The organism is Kribbella sp. NPDC020701, from assembly GCF_055562215.1.
Genome location: NZ_JBVHFT010000016.1, coordinates 242,973 through 261,733, shown reverse-complemented (window position 1 = coordinate 261,733; position 18,761 = coordinate 242,973). Strand labels below are relative to the sequence as shown.

12 protein-coding genes are annotated in these 18,761 nt (G+C 66.1%); 3 read left to right on the top strand and 9 right to left on the bottom strand.

All coding sequences use genetic code 11. The annotated features are described in order from the left end of the window. Positions 1-59 precede the first annotated feature (59 nt). Positions 60-1,865 carry a DNRLRE domain-containing protein gene (locus tag ACZ3HV_RS33540; protein WP_465690274.1) on the bottom strand — a complete coding sequence of 602 codons (1,806 nt, stop codon included), beginning with the start codon at positions 1,863-1,865 and terminating at the stop codon, positions 60-62. Between ACZ3HV_RS33540 and ACZ3HV_RS33535 the strand changes: the two genes are divergently transcribed. Beyond that, positions 1,852-2,115 (top strand): integrase core domain-containing protein, encoded by a 264-nt coding sequence (locus ACZ3HV_RS33535; RefSeq protein WP_465690272.1) that lies wholly within the window; start codon positions 1,852-1,854, stop codon positions 2,113-2,115. The genes ACZ3HV_RS33540 and ACZ3HV_RS33535 overlap by 14 nt on opposite strands. Positions 2,116-2,579: 464 nt before the next feature. Then, entirely contained in the window at positions 2,580-2,804 is a 225-nt protein-coding gene (locus ACZ3HV_RS33530) for a hypothetical protein (protein WP_465690270.1), read from the top strand. Between the two features lie 176 nt (positions 2,805-2,980). On the opposite strand, the gene ACZ3HV_RS33525 is transcribed toward ACZ3HV_RS33530, so the two are convergent. From ACZ3HV_RS33525 to ACZ3HV_RS33510, 4 genes are all read right to left on the bottom strand, one after another. Continuing rightward, the gene (locus ACZ3HV_RS33525) at positions 2,981-3,385 is read right to left on the bottom strand and encodes an ankyrin repeat domain-containing protein (protein WP_465690268.1); all 405 of its coding nucleotides are present in this window, start codon (positions 3,383-3,385) and stop codon (positions 2,981-2,983) included. Next, positions 3,382-11,820 (bottom strand): DNRLRE domain-containing protein, encoded by an 8,439-nt coding sequence (locus tag ACZ3HV_RS33520; protein WP_465690266.1) that lies wholly within the window; start codon positions 11,818-11,820, stop codon positions 3,382-3,384. The genes ACZ3HV_RS33525 and ACZ3HV_RS33520 overlap by 4 nt, the downstream gene beginning before the upstream one ends. Positions 11,821-12,309: 489 nt before the next feature. Then, positions 12,310-13,746, bottom strand: a complete 1,437-nt coding sequence (locus ACZ3HV_RS33515) for a transposase (RefSeq protein WP_465690264.1) — start codon at positions 13,744-13,746, stop codon at positions 12,310-12,312. Further along, positions 13,683-15,059 carry a DUF4158 domain-containing protein gene (locus tag ACZ3HV_RS33510; RefSeq protein ID WP_465690262.1) on the bottom strand — a complete coding sequence of 459 codons (1,377 nt, stop codon included), beginning with the start codon at positions 15,057-15,059 and terminating at the stop codon, positions 13,683-13,685. Before ACZ3HV_RS33510 ends, ACZ3HV_RS33515 begins: the two co-directional genes overlap by 64 nt. A 240-nt stretch (positions 15,060-15,299) precedes the next feature. On the opposite strand from ACZ3HV_RS33510, the gene ACZ3HV_RS33505 reads away from it, so the two are divergent. Beyond that, positions 15,300-15,947, top strand: a complete 648-nt coding sequence (locus tag ACZ3HV_RS33505; protein ID WP_465690260.1) for a helix-turn-helix domain-containing protein — start codon at positions 15,300-15,302, stop codon at positions 15,945-15,947. Between the two features lie 74 nt (positions 15,948-16,021). Here ACZ3HV_RS33505 and ACZ3HV_RS33500 read toward each other — a convergent pair whose 3' ends face one another. The 4 genes from ACZ3HV_RS33500 to ACZ3HV_RS33485 form a co-directional block, all read right to left on the bottom strand. Beyond that, on the bottom strand, positions 16,022-16,261 hold the full coding sequence (locus ACZ3HV_RS33500) for an SHOCT domain-containing protein (RefSeq protein ID WP_465690258.1): 240 nt from the start codon (positions 16,259-16,261) through the stop codon (positions 16,022-16,024). 17 nt (positions 16,262-16,278) lie between these two features. Beyond that, a complete protein-coding gene (locus tag ACZ3HV_RS33495; RefSeq protein ID WP_465690256.1) occupies positions 16,279-16,839 on the bottom strand; it encodes a flavodoxin family protein in 561 nt (186 codons plus the stop codon). A 21-nt stretch (positions 16,840-16,860) separates the two neighbouring features. Beyond that, positions 16,861-17,784, bottom strand: a complete 924-nt coding sequence (locus tag ACZ3HV_RS33490) for a universal stress protein (protein ID WP_465690254.1) — start codon at positions 17,782-17,784, stop codon at positions 16,861-16,863. A 265-nt stretch (positions 17,785-18,049) separates the two neighbouring features. Next, entirely contained in the window at positions 18,050-18,610 is a 561-nt protein-coding gene (locus ACZ3HV_RS33485; protein ID WP_465690252.1) for a hypothetical protein, read from the bottom strand. Positions 18,611-18,761: the final 151 nt, after the last annotated feature.

The following is an 18,761-nucleotide window of genomic DNA, read 5'->3' as shown; positions in this document are numbered from 1 at the left end:
GCGCCCTCGCGGAACTCCTGATCAAACTTTCGTCGTGCCTCTGCCATCGCCCTCACCTTCTAAGGGGATGTCTCCACGCTACGAGGGGAAACCCATGTCAGTTGATCGTCGGCGTTGTAGTGGTACGACATCGTGTTGCCGTTGCGGTCGACAACCGAGGTCTGCAGGCGCGTGGTGGAGTTGAAGTAGAACCGGGTGCCGTCCGGGCGGCTGAACACCCACCAATGGTCCGCGTCAGCAGCCTTATCCTGCTTCAGATCGAGCGCCACACCCGCCGGCCGCGTATACACGATCTCCTGCGGTTTCAGCGGGTCCTGGGTGCCCATCTTGTAGTAGTGGGTCGTGCCGTCGCCGTCCACGAACGACATGACGTTGGCGTTGACGACCGTCAGACCCTCGCCCAGTCTTGCCAGCGTTGCCGGCTGCACCGAGAACCCGTAACCCGACGCCAATGCCGATGTCGACGTGCCGTCCTGGCTGTTGTAGGCCAACCGGACGAAAGCCGACGGGCCGATCGACGGGTTCGACAACGCGTCGTAGGACCACACGACGTTGCCGTTGTACAGGTTGGTCAGCAACTGCGAACCGCCACCGGTCTCCTCACCGGTGTACGACAGGAACTTCTCCAGCCCCAACTGGTTGGATGTCGGGTCCTCCACATACCGGTCGACACACAACAACCCGGACGTCTCCATCACGCAGCCCTGGCTCGGCCTAGACGGCGGGGATACTGCGTTGTCACCGTCGAACCAGGTCTTGTCCGGATTCCTCAGGTCCAGATGCAGGTCGTAGGACTTCCGTTTCGTACCCGAGTCGGCGTTGATCGGCGCCTTCATCGGAAGCTTCACGGTTGTCGACTCACCCGGCGCCAGTGCCCGCGCGAGCGGGACGCTGAGGCGCTCGCCTTCGGTCGTCAGATCGACGAGGCTTTCCGGATCCGTCCACCGGTACGACACCTGCAAATCGCCAGGCCAGCCGTCCCTCGACGTGTTGGTCACCGTGACAGGCGTAGTGACGGTGGTGTTCGGCTGGAACCGCTCAGGAATCTGGTCCGCCTGGTAGGTCTCGGCCTCGTTCTTGGCCAGGTGCTCGATCCACAGCCGCGGACGGAACAACGTGTCCGGCGACTCGCCGTTCGTGATGCTCACCAACTGCTGACCCGCCGCAGCCGGCGCCTCGTCACGCGTCCGCAGCAACAGGCCGTGGTTGTCACCCGGGTTGTCAACCCACGACTGCACCTCAGGGATCAGCTTCAAGGGTGTCTGGGGCGTCACGGGCACATCGACGAACGTCAGCCGCTGCGCGTTACCGTCCGGACGCACCGACGCCAGCAGCGTCGGGTCATAGTCACCACCCGGAGCCGTCCAGTTGATCGTGGAGTCCGCCTGGTTCCACGTCGCCTGGTCCTCCTTGAAGTCCCTGGTCAACCCGTACAGGTCGAAGTCCGCCCGGCCGCTACCGGAGCCATAGTTCGAGAACAACTCCACCCGCGCATCGGTGACCTTCGTGCCCTGCTTGACCGCCGCCGTGTCGAACTCGAACACCCCCCGCTCGACACCGTACGTCGGGTGGTTGTTGCCGACCTGCACCCAATACCGCGTGTTCGCGGTGGTGCCGTCCGGGCGCTGCAGATTCGTGCTCGGCTGCGTCTTGCTCAACGTGGTGTCAGAAATACCGCCAGAGACGTCACCAACGAATGACTGCAGGATCCGCCCCTCGCGCGGCATCGTGACCGTCTGCACGTTCGATGCGGCCTTGCCGTTCGAAGCACCGTCGCCGACCGTGCGCGCCACGACCCAATAGCTGTACGTCGCAGATTCGGTTGCCGTCGACGCCGTCGCACCCTCGTCGGTGAACGACGTCACGTCCGGACGGACCGTACCGACCAGCTCCGGGATCTGTTACGACAATGCGGTATCAGAATCAACATTCGCTACTTACAAGAAAGAACTCATCCACACGCGCCCCTGGCCCGACCTTAAAACCCTCACAACCCAGACAATCGACTGGATCGAGAACTACTTCAACGCCATTCGCAGACACTCCAGCCTCGGATATTTGACACCCCGAGAATACGAGCTAGGATACAGAGAAATAAACCAACTGGCAGCCTAATTCGGCGTCCAAAAAAACGGGAACACTCCAGCTGGAGTTGAACCGGTAGGGGTTGACGATGTCGGCGTCCTGGGCCGGGTCATCTTTGATGGCTACGCCAAGGGGCCCGAGAGTCCTTCGGGACCAAGCTGACTGGCCGGCGCTTTCGCTGACCAGACGTGGAGCCGCCTGTCGGAATCGAACCGCCGACCTTCTCATCACGAGGAACTTCGTCGTCGCATTGGCTCTACAAGCGGTTTCCGTCACGCGGCCGCCCGCAGCGCGCGAGATTCCCCAGGAGTATCCACGACTTTGTGCAACGCGTGATGCCCACGCGTGTCGTCGCTGGCGAGATGACAGCGCTCATCTCTCCAGGCCCGCTCACTGAAATCCCCACCCGTGTGGCTCCACCAGATGCGATGTGGCCCTCAGAGACTGGCGGTCTCTGACCACGCGCCGGCTACTCGAAGGAGCCCTTGCTGTCCATGCTGACAGGGGAGGAAGACGTCGACGAGCACGCATTGCGTCGTCAGGGCTTGACGGTCTCGGCGATCGCCCGGCACCTGAACAGGGACCGTAAGACCATCCGCGCATACCTCAACCAGGAGCGCGTTGCCGGGGAGCGCAGGTCGGTGGCCTGGACCCCGTTCGGGCCGTACCTCGAGTACGTTCGTGCCCGGCTGACTGAGGACCCGCACTGTTGGCGCTGACGTTGCTCGACGAGGTCGTTGCCCTGGACTACAATAAGGCGTACTCCACGGGTCTCCGCCGAGCACGTCGGCTCGTGGCAGTTGGGATCGCGTTATCAGAGACTGCGTCGACTTTCGTGGGCTCGGCGAGGACGGCGCCCCAGCGCCGCCCGCAGCCGGGCCTCTGCAACGATCGACTACGCGAAGACGCTACGAATCCCCGGGCGGTCGAAAGTAAGTGCCATGTCGCGGGGCGACCGGTCCGAGTTGTTCTTGGCGTCCGGGTCCGCGCCAGCGTTCAACAGCACGCGGATCAACGCCGGCTCTCCACCCTGGAAGGCGAACACTGCGCGCCAGAGTGGGGTATTTCCGTACGAATCGCGCAAATCGACGGGGGCCCCTGCGTCCAGTAGCAGCTTCGCCACCTCCAAGTGGTCCTGCTGGCAGGCCACGTGAAGTGGGGTGGAACCCATGCGGTCGACTGTCGCGACGTGCTCCCCCTCCGAGATCAAACGCGCCACCTCCAGGGTGTTGCCGGCGGCGGCCGCCTCGTGAAGTGGCGACCTCTCCTGCGGGTCACGTGCGGGACGTTGCTCGGTCATCTCGGCGCCTCGTAACGGTGGCTCATGTTTGATGCAGGATCCTCGTACCAGTAGTGAGTTGGGTCGTTCTCGTACTCTGTGACTTGCTCTCGGGTCCATCCTTCCTCACGCGCACGCTGCTGTGTGCGCCACCACTCAAACCAGGGGCGATGCCCGAAGTGGCCCGCTCCTTCGGCGATCTCGACACCAGTGTTCGGATCGTACAGCTTCCCATCTGGAGCTCGCTGGGTATCGAGGATCGCCTGCTTCGTGGCCTTTCGAAGGGTTACCCGGCGCGCCGCGACATCAACGGCCTCTGCGGCCGGTTCGGCAAGGTTCGCAGCGGTCTTGTCGGCTAGTGCGACGGCTGCCCGGTCGGCGGTCTTCACGGTGACGCCGACTCCCCCGGTGGGTATGAGCATGGGGCCGAGCCAGCGGCCGACCTCGTAGGAGGTGCTGTTGGTGTTGCCTGCGCCGGTCTTCTCGAGCATGTTGCGGTAGATCTGGCTGTCGGTCGGGGCACCTACGGCCTGGCGAAGCTGGTTCAGCGGGATTGGCCCTGGCATCTGTTCGCCAGTCTCGAGGAGACCCTGCAGCGTGCCTAGGCCGACGTTCGTCCAGGTCTGTTTGACCTGCTCGTTGTGATCCTCGTCAGAGGTCGAGACCGGTAACGTGAAGGAGCCCGGCCTGTCGCCGCCACCCTCGAGCGCGTTCATGTGGCCGTCGAGTTCGATGCGGCTGATGGGGTTGCCGCCGCCGAACATGTACCGGTTGGTGTTCCAGGGATCCTTGCCGAGTGCGAGGTCTTGGAGGGCACCGTTGAACATGTCGCGGGTGAGGAACCGGTTCAGGCCGGGGTTGTATTCGCGGAACCCCATGTCGTAGGTGCCGGTGGCGCCGTCGTACCGGGCCGAGTTGAACCGGTAGGGGTTGACGATGTCGGCGTCCTGGGCCGCGTCGTCCTGAAAGGCGTCGTCGCCGGTGGTGCCGGTCTTGTCCGGCTGGCCGTAGGCGGTGTACCTGTACGTCGACGTCGTGGTGCCGGTGGTGGCGTCGGTCAACGTTTCGACGTCGCCGTGCGGGTTGGTGCCGTAGTACGACTTCTTCGACGTCGATCCGCTGACCGGCGAGTCGACCAGCGACAAGTTCTCCCCGGACGCCCCGTAGGCGTAGGCCTTGGACGTCTTCCAGGTCCCGGTGCTGTCTTTCTCTTCCTCGGCGGTGACCTGGTTCGCGAGGCCGACGAAGGTGTACCTGGTGGTGATCGAGGCGGCGGTGCCGACCTTTTCGGACTGGTTGACCATCCGGTCGAACGGGTCGTAGGTCTGGTTGCGGGTGTAGGTCGGCGTACCGGTCGTGTCGAATTTCTGTTGGCGGGTGAGGCGGTCGTAGCCGTCGTAGGCGTTCTGCTCCACCACCTGCGCACCGACATCCGACGTTGTCGCCCGGCCGAACGGGTCGTAGCGCTGGTTCAGGGTCGTCGACCCGGTCACGGTCTTGACCAGGCGGTTGCGGTCGTAGGTCATGGTTGACACGGTGGCGCCGATGGTTTGTTTGGTGGTGTTGCCGGCGGCGTCGTACTCGTAGGCTTCGTTGTCGCCCTTGTCGACGCCGGTCTTCGTGACCGCGGCCAGTTGCCGGGCGGGGGTGTAGGTGTAGGTCGAGGCCTGGTCCAGATACAGCGACGAGTTGGCTTGCAGGACCTTTTCGACGTCCTGGGACCGGTCGCCGTCGGGGTTGTACTTCAGCGAGTGTGAGGAGACGAGCAGGCCGGCGCTGGTCTTCTCGGTCAGGATCCGCTGCAGGCCGTCCTCGTGGTACGTGAACGTCGCCAGGTTGCCGTTGGGTTTGGTGATTGTGGAGCGCCAGCCGCGGGGGTCGTAGGTGTAGCTCCAGGTATCCGTGCTCGTCGACGTCGAGCCGGCCTTGACCGTGTCGACAAGGTTGCGGACGTCCCACGTGTAACCGGTGTAGCGAGACACGCCGACAGTGTTCGCATCCGCCGGGCGTTGGGCGTTGGTCGACAGCACGTTGGAGTCGAGGTCGTAGGTGTAGTCCGTGGTCGCCTTGCTCGTCGTGCCCTTGAGTTCCTCGACCTTCGTGGTGCGGCCGAGGCCGTCGGAGGTGACCTTGTAGGTGTCGGTGGCGGCGTTCGGGTTGTTGTCCTTGACCTCGGTCTGCTGGCCGTTGGCGTCGTAGTTGTAGGTGAAGGAGCGGTTGTCGACCGGGTTGGTCGAGACCAGCTTGATCGCGTCCGCTGACACGACACCCGTCGCCGAGGGCGCCAGCGTGATGGTCTTGGCGACCCCGTTCGGGAACGAGTAGTTGCCCAGGTTGACCCATGGTGTGGCGGCGGTGCAGGCCTTCTGGTCGACGGTCTTGGTCGCGGACCCGGTGGAGTGGTTGATCGTGTACGTCGCCGTCGTCGTTGCGTCGGTGCGGACCGGGCACGAGGCGTAGACGTCGAACGAACCGGCAACATCGGGCAGTACCCGCCAGCTGAACGTGTCGGTTGAGCCGGTTGCCGCGACGTGAGTGCGGTAGTCCGTGCCCTGGGTGTTCGTGCCGCCCGCGACCGTCGCCCAGGTCCCGGTCGAGCTTGTTTGCCAGGTGTCGGCGTTGTCGACGATGTCGACCGGCTGCTGCGCCGCAATGTCGGAGCGGGACTGCAGCGCACCGTCGGGGTAGTAGCCCCACGCCTGGGTGCGTTTGGCGTCGTCGCCGGGCACGGTCAGCGTGCGGTCGGTCTGCTGGCCCAGCTGGTTGTAGCCGTAGCTGGTGGTGATCTGCCACGGGTCCGTGGAGGTCTTGATGTCACCGGAGCCGTAGTAGGTGAAGTTCGTCCACTGTGTCCCCGAGGAACCGAAGGTCGGCTCGGACTGGGCCTTGATCTCACCGGTCGGGTAGTACTGGATGAACGTGCTCGACGGCGTCTTGTAGAGCGTGGTCGTGGTGTCGAACGCGGACTTGTTCTGCACCGGCCGGTTGTTCTTGTCGTACACCGTCTCCGAGAACAGACCGCTCGGCCGCGTCACCCGCGTGACGTTGCCGACCTCGTCGTACGTCGTCTCGGTGACCCGCTGCTCCTGATGGCCACCGATCGGCGTGTGCGGCACGCTGACCTCGATCGGCTGGCCGGCCTCGTCGTACGTGGTCGTCTTCGTGTGCCCGGTCTGGTTGATCTCCGCCGTCACCAGACCGTCGGCGTCGTACACCGTCTTGCTGGTGTAGCCGGCCGCATCCGTCACCGCGGTCGGGCGATGGTTCAGGTCGTAGACCGTCTTCGACGTGTAGTCCGTAGCCGGGGAGGCGTTGCGCAGCGGGTCGATGACGGTGGTCCGGTTGCCGGCCTCGTCGTACTCGTAGCTGGTGGTCGGCGTCTTCGTCGACCCGTCCGAATCGACGAACGGGGTCTCGACCTTCAGCACCTGACCGATCCGGTCGTAGGTGTACTTGGCGACGAAGTCGTTCGGGTCGCTGGTGGTCGCGACACCCTTGGGCGCGGTCTCGGTGACCTTGCGGCCGAGGACGTCGTAGGTGTAGGCGAGCTGCCGGCCGGTGGTGTTGTTGTCCGGCAACGTCGTGGTCAACAGATTGTCCGCGGCGTCGTACGTGGACACCGACTGCGCACCGTTCGGCGCGGTCTCCTTGGTGAGGTTGTCGTTCAGGTCGTAGTCAGTCGCCGTCGTCCGGGTCTGAGTCCCGTCGTACGGCTTCGTGACCTTCGTCGGGCGGCCGAACGCGTCGTACTCCGCCGTTGTCTCGCGCTGCTGCGCGTCAGTGACCTGGGTTACGTTGCCGCGGGCATCGTAGGAGAACTGGGTCAAAGCGAGCAGCGGATCGGTGATCTTCGTCGGGTAACCGCTCGGGTCGTACACCGTGTACTGGGTGACGTTGCCGCGGGCGTCGGTGGCCGTGGCCAGGGTGCCGTCGGCGTTGTAGGTGTAGGTGGGACCGTAGCCGCGGCCGTTCTTGACGGTCTTGATGTTGCCGTTGGCGTCGTAGGTGAAGGTGTCGGTGCGGCCGGCGGCGCTCTTCTTCGACATCAGCACGGTCGGCTTGGCGCCGGTGGTCAGCGTATGGTAGGTCAGCAGGACGCCTGGCAGGTTGTTCTTGATCGCCATCGCGTCGCGCACGATCAGCGGGTAGCCGGTGTCCGGGTCGTATTCCCAGGTCGAGACCGCGCCGTTGGGCTCCTGCAACCTGATCACGTTGTGGTCGCTGTCCCAGGCCAGCAATGTGGCCTTGGTACCACCGGTCGCGTTCTGGTTCGCGTCCAGAATCGAGGTGGTGCGGCCGTAGCCGTCCATCCGGTACGTGGTCACCGACGGCGTGGACCCGTTGACGTCGGTGACCGTGGCGACGATGTCCTTTGCTGCGGAGCCGTCCGGATCGGCGTAGGAGAACGTGGTGTCGTTGCCGCGGCGGTCGGTGTAGCTCTTCGGCCAGTTGGCGTACGACGAGTTCTCCGTCGACGTGTAGTACGCGATCTTGGTCTCGGCGCCGGTCTGGGGGTTGCGCGGGTCCTTGACCGAGATCAGCTTCGTGTTGCCGTTGTTGTTGCCGTCGGTGTAGGCGAACTGGAACGACTTCACCACAGCGCCTGGGTCGAACGTCTGGGTGGCGGAGGTGAACGGGCCACCGTCCTCGAGCTTGACCAGCTGCGAGGAGCCGTTGTAGTTGAACTTCAGCGCCCGCCCCGAGATGTCGCGGATCCACACCAGTTTCCTGGTGCCGCCCGCCTCGTACCCCAGCGTCAGGACCTGCCGGTTGCGGGCGTCGGTGACCGTGCTCAACCGGCCGGAGGTGTCGTAGGCGAACGTCATGGTGTTGCCGTTGCGGTCCACCACCGAGGTCTGCCGGCCGGTGTCCTGGTTGAAGTAGAACCGGGTGCCATCCGGCCGGCTGAACACCCACTGGTGGTCCGCGTCGGCCGTGAGGTCACGGGTCAGGTCCAGGCCGACGCCAGGCGGGCGGGTGTAGGTCAACAAGCTGGAGGTCTGGGTGGCGAGCTTGTAGGTGTGGGTCGTGCCGTCGCCGTCGATGAACGTCATCAAGTTGTTCGTACTGCCACCGGTCGGCACCGACAAGTCACTACCGAGCCGCGTCAGCGTGGCCGCCTGGACCGAGAACCCGAACCCGGCCCGCGGGCTCGTGCCGTCCATCGAGTTGTACGCCAGCCGAACGAACGCCGACGGCCCGATCGACGGGTTCGACAACGCGTCATACGACCAGACCGCGTTCCCCGAATACAGGTTCGTCAACAGTTGCGAACCGCCGCCGGTCTCCTCACCGGTGTAGGACAGGAACTTCTCCAGACCCAGCTGGTTCGACCCCGGGTCCTCGACATACCGGTCCACACACAGATATCCGGTCGTCACGACCGCACAGCCCTGCGACGGCGGCGTCGTGTTCGACGACGGCGGATGCGTGATGGAGAACCACTCGTAGGTGCCGTTGGTGCCTCTGTCTGGATTGAACCACCACAGGTCCAGGTAGATGTCGTAGGCCAGCCGCTTGGTGCCGCTGTCGGCCTGGATCGGCGTCCGGATCGGCAGGTTCAGCCGGACCGACTCACCCGGGGACAGCGCCTTGCCCAACTGCACGAAGTTCCGGTCACCCGACACGGTGATGTCAGTGGTGCTGCCCGGCTCGGTCCACCGGTAGGACAGCTGCAGCCCGGTCGGCCAGGCCTGGTTGGTCGTGTTGGTCACCGTGACCGGAGTGGTGATCGTGGTGCCCGGGACGAACCGCTCCGGCATCTCGTCGGCCTGATAGGTCTCGGCCTGGTTCTTGGCCAGGTGCTCGATCCACAACCGGGGCCGGAACAACGTGTCCGGCGACTCGCCGTTGGTGATGCTCACCAGCTGCTGGCCCGCAGCAGCCGGCGCCTCATCACGCGTCCGCAGCAGCAGGCCGTGGTTGTCGCCCGGATTGTCCACCCACGACTGCAGCTTCGTCTTCAGGTCTGGGTCGGCCGCAGACGTGAACGTCAGCCGCTGCGGGTTGCCGTCCGGACGCACCGACCCCAGCGTCGCCGCGTCGTAGTCACCGCCCGGAGCCGTCCAGGGGATCGTGGACGTCGCCCGGTCCCAGGTCGCCTCGGATTCGACGAAGTCCCTGGTCAGAGCGTAGAGATCGAAGTCCGCGCGGCCGGAGCCGGAACCGTAGTTCGAGAACAACTCCACGCGCGCGTCGGTGACCTTGGTGCCCTGCTTGATCGACGAGGTATCGAACTCGAGCACGCCCCGCTCGGCGCCGTAGGTCGGGTGGTTGTTGCCGACCTGCACCCAGTACCGCGTGTTCGCGTCCGGAGGCGCGGGAGGAACGGGGCCGTCGGGACGCTGCAGGTTCACGTCGTGCTGCGTCGCACTCAGCGTGGTGTCGGAGATGTCACCGGCGAACGACTGCAGAACCCGGCCCTCGCGCGGCATGGTGACCGTCTGCACGTTCGACGCAGCCTTGCCGTTCCCGGCACCGTCGCCCGCGGTCCGCGCGACGACCCAATAGCTGTACGTCGCGGGTTCGGTCGCGGTCGAGGGCTTTGCGGACTCGTCGGTCCATGACGTGACGTCCGGACGGACCGTACCGACCAGCTCCACAGCAGTCGGGGCCGTGGTCGAGAAGTAGTCACCCACCGGCGTGGTGCACCCAGCGCCCGACTCGTCGACCGGCAACACCCGGCAGCCGCGGAAGATCTGGTACTCGACCAGGTCGTCGTCATCGGCCGGCGTCGGATCCTCGTACTTGCTCCACGACAGCTCCGCCCCCGTCGCGTGGACCGTCGACGGCGGGTTCAGCGTGACACCCGGCTCGTCGTAGGTGATGACCAGGTTCGGCCGCGCCGCCGTCTCACCGCCCGTGGTGTCCTCGCTGGCGTTGTAATACAGGCCACCGACCGGCGGGGAGGTGATGGCGTCGTCCAGCTTCACCATCACCCCGTAGTTCGCCTCGGCGCCACTGACCCACTGCTGCACCAGCGTGCCGAGCGCGAACGAGTGCCACCCGTCACGATCGCCCGGCTGCTTGGTCTGCCTGGCGTACTCGGTCCATCGCACCGCATCCGCAATCGGCGTCGACGACGTCGTCGTATCCCGCGTCATCTTCACCCGCGCGGTCTGGCCCGGCTCGGTGTGGACCAGGTTCTGCGGGTTCAGCGAGTACCAGGACCCGGCCGCCGATCCGGTCGTCTGATCCCACGTCGTGTTGAAGGCCGGAGCCGGGTAACCGGTGATCGCAACCGTCGGCTTGCCGCGGTACGACGCCTGGAAATAGTGCCCCTCGACCAGGTAGTCACCGGCGCTCGGCACCCGCGCGTCCCAGGTGAACGTGTCCGGCGTCGTACCATCCGGCGCATACGTGAACGCGCCATTCACCGCCGCCGTGTTCGCGAAGGTCTTCCACTGCCCCTCGTAGGTGGCCGACAACGTGTCCTGGTCATCCACCACCACCCGGTTGTAGTGAACCGTCCCGTTCCACGCCGTGCTCATCGACGCCCACGTCGCCGTCGTCTCCGACCAGTCCTGCGTCGCCCGGTACGCGACGAACGTCGGCGACGTCGTGTCCGAACCGAACGAGTTCCCGTAATGCATGTTCAGATCCGCCGACCGGATCGCCGTACCCGCCGGAATCATCGACAAATCGAACTTCAACAGACCACGCCACGTGTTATGACTCGCGTCATCACCCACCAGCACCGTCGAGTTCGTGCCGTACGTCGCAGCCGGGTTCGCCTCCGAGATCGAGGTGTCCTGCGCCGCGGCTGGATCCGGCACCACCACGATGGTCGGATCGATGACGACCGGGAAGACCCGCTCCTTCGCCGTCAGCCACGCCTGATCAGGCTTCAGCGTGAGCAGGGTCCGGCCGCCCTGCTGGCTGATTGTCTGGGTGATCTTGTCCGAATACCCCGCCTGGCCGAGCCGGTTCTGCGTCGAGGAGTCGTACATGTTCGGCGCCGGGATCACGTACTTCGGCCGACCGTCCTGCGAGTTATTACTGGTCTTCTTGAAGAACCCGACCGACCCATCCGGCAGCGCCTTCGCCGTCAAACCGCTCGTGTGCAACTCGAACGTGTACCCGTCCGCGGCATCGGCCGCAGCCGTCAGTACAACCGTCTCCTTCACGCCGGTGCGGGACACGTAGTAGCGCACGTCCGCCGTACCGAACACGTCCGCGAACGCCACCGACGAATCCTTCACCAGCGGCGTCAACGCCCGCTTCTCACCCGCCGCGCCAAGACTGATCGACTCATCACCAGACTCAAACGTCAGCAACCGGTCACTCGACCTACCGAACCGCGTCCGGAACGAGTTCTTCGCATTCACGAACGAGTCATCACCAGCGCCGGCCGCAGCCGCGACAACACGAGTGTCGATGTCCTGCCACTTACCCTTGGAATCCTTGTAATGCACAGGCTCCGTCGACAGCACCATCTGCGTCGTACCGTCAGACATCCGGTAACTGGACGACGACGCCGTACGCCGATCCTCCAACTCCCGCACCCGTGTCGGCTTCCCGGCAGCGGCTGAAGCTGCCGTCGTCGTGGACGCCTTGGCCACCCGCGCGGGCAATGGCGGCGCCAGCGGGCCGACCGCCGCCCGAGGCGCCTGCTGTACAGCGACTTGCCCGACTCGTTGAGGGTGCGCGAGGGCGGTCGCGGGGACTCCGAGGGATACCGGGAGAGACAGGATCAGGGCAGACGTCAGCAACCTGTGGGCGCGGCGCATCGACACTCCAAAACCGGGCGGATCCGGCGCACCCCGAGCGACACCGGCTAGTCACACAGAGTTACATCCACCCGAAACCGGCCTAAACCAACTCGCCGATGACCAATCGCCAAATTGCAGGTTGCTGCAGACGGTCCGCCCGCCGTCGACACCGGCCTCGGCTTCTGCTATGGCCTGGCTGCGAGCGCGGCCGAGGCTCCTCCCGGTGATAGCGGTCTACTTGATGTCGTCATCCCAGTCTGGTTCGTCGGGGTTACGCAGTTGGCGGATGCCGGCGGGGCCGAGATCGGGCAGGGCGAACGAGTAGGTGCCGATCACGTTGATGTGCTGGCGGACGAACGGCGACAGCCGGGCGATGTCTTCCTCGGCCAGCGGGTATCCCTCAGCCTTGAGCTGGTCCAGGGACCGGTCCATGTAGAAGGTGTTCCACCAGGTGACGCAGTTCAGTACGAGGCCGAGCGCGCCGAGCTGGTCTTCCATGCCTTTGTAGTAGCGCTGGTACAGCTCGCCGTTCTTGCCGTGGAAGATCTTCCCGGCCAGGGCGTGGCGGGACTCTTGCAGGTTGCGCACACCCTTGATGTCGCGGCGGTAGGGTTCCTCGACGGCGTAGGTGAGGATGTGCAACGTCTTGAAGATGCGCCCGTAGTGGGCGATCGCTTCCCCGAGCGGGGTCGGGTTGCCGTCTCGCTGGATCATGCGCAGCAGGTCGTAGGCGCGGATCTGCCCGGTGTAAATCGACACCACGACGCGCAGGATGTCGACCCAGTGCCGTGTGATCTTGTCCAGGTCGATCTTCCCGCGCGCGAAGCGGGACAGGCTGCCGTAATCGGCGTCCTGGACGCGCCAGCCCTTCTGATCAGGGATGTCGGCCGGAGCGGGCCGGTACTGCATGCCCAGCAGATGGACCAGGCCGAAGACCACGTCGCTGTAGGAACCGGTGTCGGTCACCAGAATCTCGGGGCGCGGGCCTCCGTCGCGGCGGAACGCTACGTCGATCATGTGGAGCGAGTCGCGGACCGTGCCGGTGACGACCTTTGCGCCGAGTCCGACGCCACGGTCGTTGATCATGTTCAGCCAGGTGACTCCGCGCGAGCGGCCGAAGTACATCTCATTGGGGCGGGTGTAGATCGAGGGCACCGGCACCACGAACCGCATGCCGTCGATCGCGGCGACCAGACCGCCGCCGAGCGCCTGGGCGAACCCGATTTGGCCTTGCTCGTCAATCAAGGGACCGTTGGCCAGCGTGTAGGTCTCAGCCGACAGGTAGTTTTGCGCAACATGCGAGAGCCGCCCGCGCTCCAGGGCCGGTGTCCCGGCCTTGACCACCGGGGCGTAGCCGATGTTCAGCGCCTGGGCGGTCAGGCAGGCCGCGACCGAGATGTGGACGTCGGCGAGCTTGCTCACCCCACCAGTGGCCGAAGTGAACGCGGCCTCGAACGCCGGGACGCGCCCCATCACCTCCAGGAGCAGCTCCGGCAAGTCGACGCGCGGCAGCATGGCCGCAACCCGCTTACGGAGGTCGATCAAGGACGGCGATTCCGGCAGCGCGGTCAGCTTGGCCACATGCAGGCGTCCTTCCGCATCCACGGTCACGTCCACGCCGTCCTGCCCGGCCCGGGACGCGACATCGTTGAGGGCCAGGTGGAGCACCATCGCTTCTTGCGGCCGTCCAGCAGCCGCGGCAGCTGCTTCATCGCCCCCAGCGCCCTGGCGTTAGCGCCGAACTCGATCACCGACGTCAATGTCTTGAGGAACCCCGACACTGTCGCGATCCGGAAGGCCAGCAGCGCGCGCATCTCCCCGTCGGAATCGGCGCCGGGTGGCGGCACCATCTCACTCACCGCGGCGACCGCCTCCCTCAGCTCCCGACGCGACATGATCGCGCCGATCGCCTCCCACACCTGATCCAGCCGCAGCTCCTCGCCGTACTCGGTAACCTCCAGCAACGTCTCAACAGCCGCCGCGAGGGTCGCCGAGTGCTTGGCCAGCTTCGGATGCCCGCGCGCCCGCTCCTTGCTGGTCGCGGTCTCGGCCCTGCCCACCAGCTCGGTGGCGACCAGCAGATCCAGCAGCTCAAGGCAGTCGTCGACCGCCTTGCCCTCCAAGTAGACGACAGTGGCCAGCAGCGTCGCGAGCCGACGCGACGGGCCGTGCCGGCGCAGCGTCGAGGCCGTAGCCTGCATGCCGTACCGGGCCAGGTCCACCATCCGCCGATGCGGCACCTCAAGCGGCATCGGCATCGCCCCCAGACCGACACCGAGGATCTCCGCGGCGCGCTCGAGTGCCTTCTCCAGGTTCTTGCCCGACGGCCCCGCCGGACCCTTGCGCCAGCGTTCCAGATCCGAAGCACGCCTGCCATCCGGCACCTCCAGCAACGACCCCAGGATCACCCGCTGGTGCGGCGACAGCACCGCATGCAGCGCGCCGTAGAGCCGGTCTGTCGCCTCATCCCGCACACGGGCGACCAGACGCGCCAAGGTGGACACGCCCGGCAGCAGCACCTTGTTAGTACGCAGCCACGTCACACCGTCAAAGAAGATCGTCTTCTTGCCGTCGCCGGTATTCCAGGCCCGCGAGTCCACCCAGGCCGTGAACTCGGCCTCAGCCTGCGAGAACTCCTTGAGCTGATAGGCCGCGCGGATTACCTCCTGGTGCTCGAACGGCGTGTTGCGCCGCTCGGTGTACCGCTTGACCTGCGAGACCTCCACGATCCCGAGCTGCTCACCCAGATACACCAGCACCTCATCGGGCACCTCCAGCGGATCGGCCAGGAAACGCCCCACGAACCGCGCCGTCGTCAACTGGACAGCGAAACCCAGACGGGCATGCGCCCCCCGCCGCTCAGCAATCAGCGCCCGATCCGCGTCATCCAGGAAGAAGAACCGCTCCAGCTCCGCCTGCGACGGAGAACCCGAAAACCGGCCAAACGCGGCCGCCTCGCTATCACTCAAGAACTCAACTGGCATAGACGCCGAAGGTAGGGCAAGTCCCGCGACCCAGGCCAGGACAAGACCAAATAGTTAGCTCGTGCATCCGCTAACGGGACTTTCCGTTCGGATGCTCGTCATGCCCCGGTCCCGCGCGGCGCGGGACCTTCGGCGTGACCGTGCCGACCGGCCCGGGGCCTTCGGGACGTCGGGCCCTGCCTGCCGGGGCCCTGGCCTGATTGCATGGAATTGCCGAAATCGAAGGGAAGGCGGACTCCGATGGACACCAGGTCACAGACCGCAGGCAAGCCGAGCGACCTCGGCATCCGCATCCGTCATCGCCGGCTGGCCCTCGGCCTGAGTATGGCCGAAGTCGCCGAGCGGACGGGCCTGAGCACGGAGCGCATCGAGCACATCGAGTCCCGGCCATTCGCCGTGACCGGCGGAGAGCTCGCCCGGTTGTCGGCTGCCCTCGAGATCAGCATCGACGACCTGACCGGGCCGCACCAGCCCACAACCCCTCGGCGTCCACCGATCTCGCCCATCCTCGAGCCGATGCGCAAGGAGGAGTGTGTGAAGCTCATCGACGCCGGAGTTGTCGGCCGGATCGCGTACACCGGCGCCGACGACCTCGTGGTCATCCCGGTCAACTACTGCTACCTGAACGACCTGATCATCTTCCGGACCGCCGCCGACAGTGCGGTCGCGCAGTTCGACCTGGCACCGATCGCGTTCGAGCTCGACTTCACCGACGAAGGTCTGCAGGACGGCTGGAGTGTTCTGGTGCACGGCCTGGTCCGCCCAGCCGTCAGGGAGGAGTCCGACGCCGCCCGCGGCCGAGTGGAACCATGGGCCGGCGGAACCCGCGAGTCCTACATGGCCATCGAACCCCACCGCATCACCGGCCGCCGGATTCGCTCCTGGTGAACGCAGGAAGAAGCCGCACCGTCGGTGAACCGCTCCCCAGAAGTTCACTGACGGTGCGGCTCGATCCTGCGTGATCAGCGATCGAGCTCGTGCTCGCGCAAGCGGGCACGGGCCTCGTCGAAATCCTCGCGGCTGATCTTGCCGGCAGCGAAGCGGCGCTCGAGGATGTCGAGCGGCGACGGGATGCTGGTGGGCCGCGGACGCGGCTGGTGGACCAGCCGGACCGCGGCCCACACAGCTCCACCGGCGACCAGCACCCACAGCGTCACGACGACCAGGATCCAGCCCAGGTCGGAGCCCATTGCATGCAGCATCGCCCCTCCTCGGACTCTCAGGCCGCTGTCGCGGAGGTGGTGAGCAGCCGGCCGAGTTGCTCGCCCCAGCGGCGGGCGCGCTCGATCTCGACCTCGCGGATCGGCCCGGTCGTCTCGTCGACGAAGAAGCTCGTCGACGTGGAGATCTGCCGGAAGCCCATCCGCCGCAGCAACTTCGCGGCCGACCGAGCGGCCGAGCCCGGCAGCCGGCGGACCTTGGCGATCCGGGTGTCGAACGTCGCCACCTCAAGCTGCTTCGACCAGCGCGCGCTGCTGGACTTCGTATCGGTCGCCAGCGCCGCGAGCCATTCGCGGATCCCAACCTCGATCGGCGTCACGACATCGGCCTGTTTCCACGCCTCCTGCCGGGTGGACGCCCGGCTCATCGAGAACGCGTGCGTCGGTCCTCCGACGACCAGCAAGCGCACGTCGCCGGGGATGACGGTCGGCGCTTTGTTGACCGGCACGATTTCGGTCGGGACACTCTGCCGCAGCCCGTCGCGGATCGTCCGCGCGATCCGCTCGGTGTTTCCGAACATCGACTCGTACACGACGAGTGCGCGAACAGTCTCGGACATGATCAAGCCCTCCGATCAGAATCAGTAGGTCGGTACGACGAGTTCGCGACGCCGGGGGGCGCGCGCGTGCTCGCGCTCGGTCGCGGCCAGGTGGTGCGGCACGATCGCGACCGGGCAGGTCATCGCGGCCACGGACCGGCGGGCCACCGGATCGACCGGCAACGGACCATCGTGCGAACCGACCACCACCAGGCCGACCTCACCACTCTCGTGCACGAGCGCGGCGGACGGCTGACGACTGCTCAGGAAGCGCGTCACCTTCACATCCGGGAACTGGCTCGTCCACGGCGCGAGCGTCTCCGACAGCAGGTGATCCGCGCGGCTGATCCAGGAGTGTTCCGGGTCGTCGTCGTTCCAGGCATGCTCGGCCGGCAGCCCCGCGTGGACGACGATCAGATCGGCCTCCCGGCCGGCCGCCATGCTGAACGCGAACTCGAGCGCCTCCGACGACAGCTCGGTACCATCGATGCCGACGGCAACCTTCCGGCCCGCCAGCGACGGCTTCCACGACGCCGGTACGACGACCACCGGGCAGCCGGCCCGGCTGGCCAGCGTCAGGCTCGCCTGCGTGTTGATCAGGCGCTGCGGTCCACGACTGCGCGCCCTGCCGACCACCAGCATCCGCGCCTTCCGAGCCGCGTGGGCGAGGACCCGCAGGCGCGAGCCCTCACCGGCGACCGCGGCCAGCGCCAGCGCATACCCGTTGTGGTGCCGGATGTGCGCCACCGCGGCCCGCAGCGCGTCGTCGGCCAGCTCGGCCGGCGCCTTCGGCGCGCACCCAGGCATCATCGGCGAGAACGACCCGTGCGCCGAGTACGGCGCCACCAGCACCAGTTCGGCACCGCAGCGCAGCGCCTCCGCGACCGCGAAGTCGACGACCCGCAGGTTCTCCGCAGTGCCATCGACCTCGACCGCGACCGGCCCGGTCCGTGTCCAGGTACTCATCTTTGTCACCTCTCTGTCACTTCGAGCCTGCCGTGCCTTCCTCGGCTTCGGCAGGGCCACGCGGGGCCCCCGCACCAGCCGGACGGACCCAGGTGCAGAGGACTTTCGACTACGTCCCGCGGTCACGGCTCGCGGGACGCCGGTACAACTGCCCGGAGGGGCTCTTACCGGAGCAGTGACTCCAGCAGGGCCCACTCCAGGGCACCGGTGTCACGCCAGGAGCCGTCGACCCCCACGTGGATATCCGATTTCACGGTTATTGTGCTCACCGCAGCCACGGGTACTTGCGGACGAAGTCCAGGCTGCTCCACCACTTCCCGAGGCCCCACACGTTGCCAGCAGCAACGAGCGCCAGGACGACGACGGTGATGGCACCGACGATGTGGTCATCGAGCACCGGGTTGTTCTCCGGCGGCAGGTTCGCCGACCACATCAGCACGTACAGCAGCGCGCCGGCACCAGCCGCGATCCGCATCCCGATCCCCATCGTCAGCGCCAGACCGATGCCGGCCAGACCGACCATGAACAGCGGAGTGACCCACCAGTCACCGACCAGGCCCTGGTAGAAATCGGCCAGCGGCCCGTTGGTGCCCTTACCCAGGAATCCGGCGGTCGGGTCGCCACCGTCGATCCAGCCCTTGCCGGACGGCGTGGCGTAACCGAGGCCGAACAACTTGTCGAAGAAGGCCCACAAGAACGTGAGCCCGTACACGATCCGCAGTACGGCGAGCCCACGACCAGCCATCGGGGTGATGACCCCGTACTGATCACCGTCGGGCTCGATCGCGGAAGCCGGCAGGTTGTGCCGGTGCGGCGTGGTGGTCATGGTGTGTTCCTTCCACTCGATTCGGACACCTCGATCGTCGAATCTCGCCCCCCTCCACGGTCAGGGCCGTTCTCACCTCACCACCACAAGCCGAACGTCCCCCGCATCCGGGACGTATGCCGCTGGGAGCCGCTCAACGCCCGGCGCACGC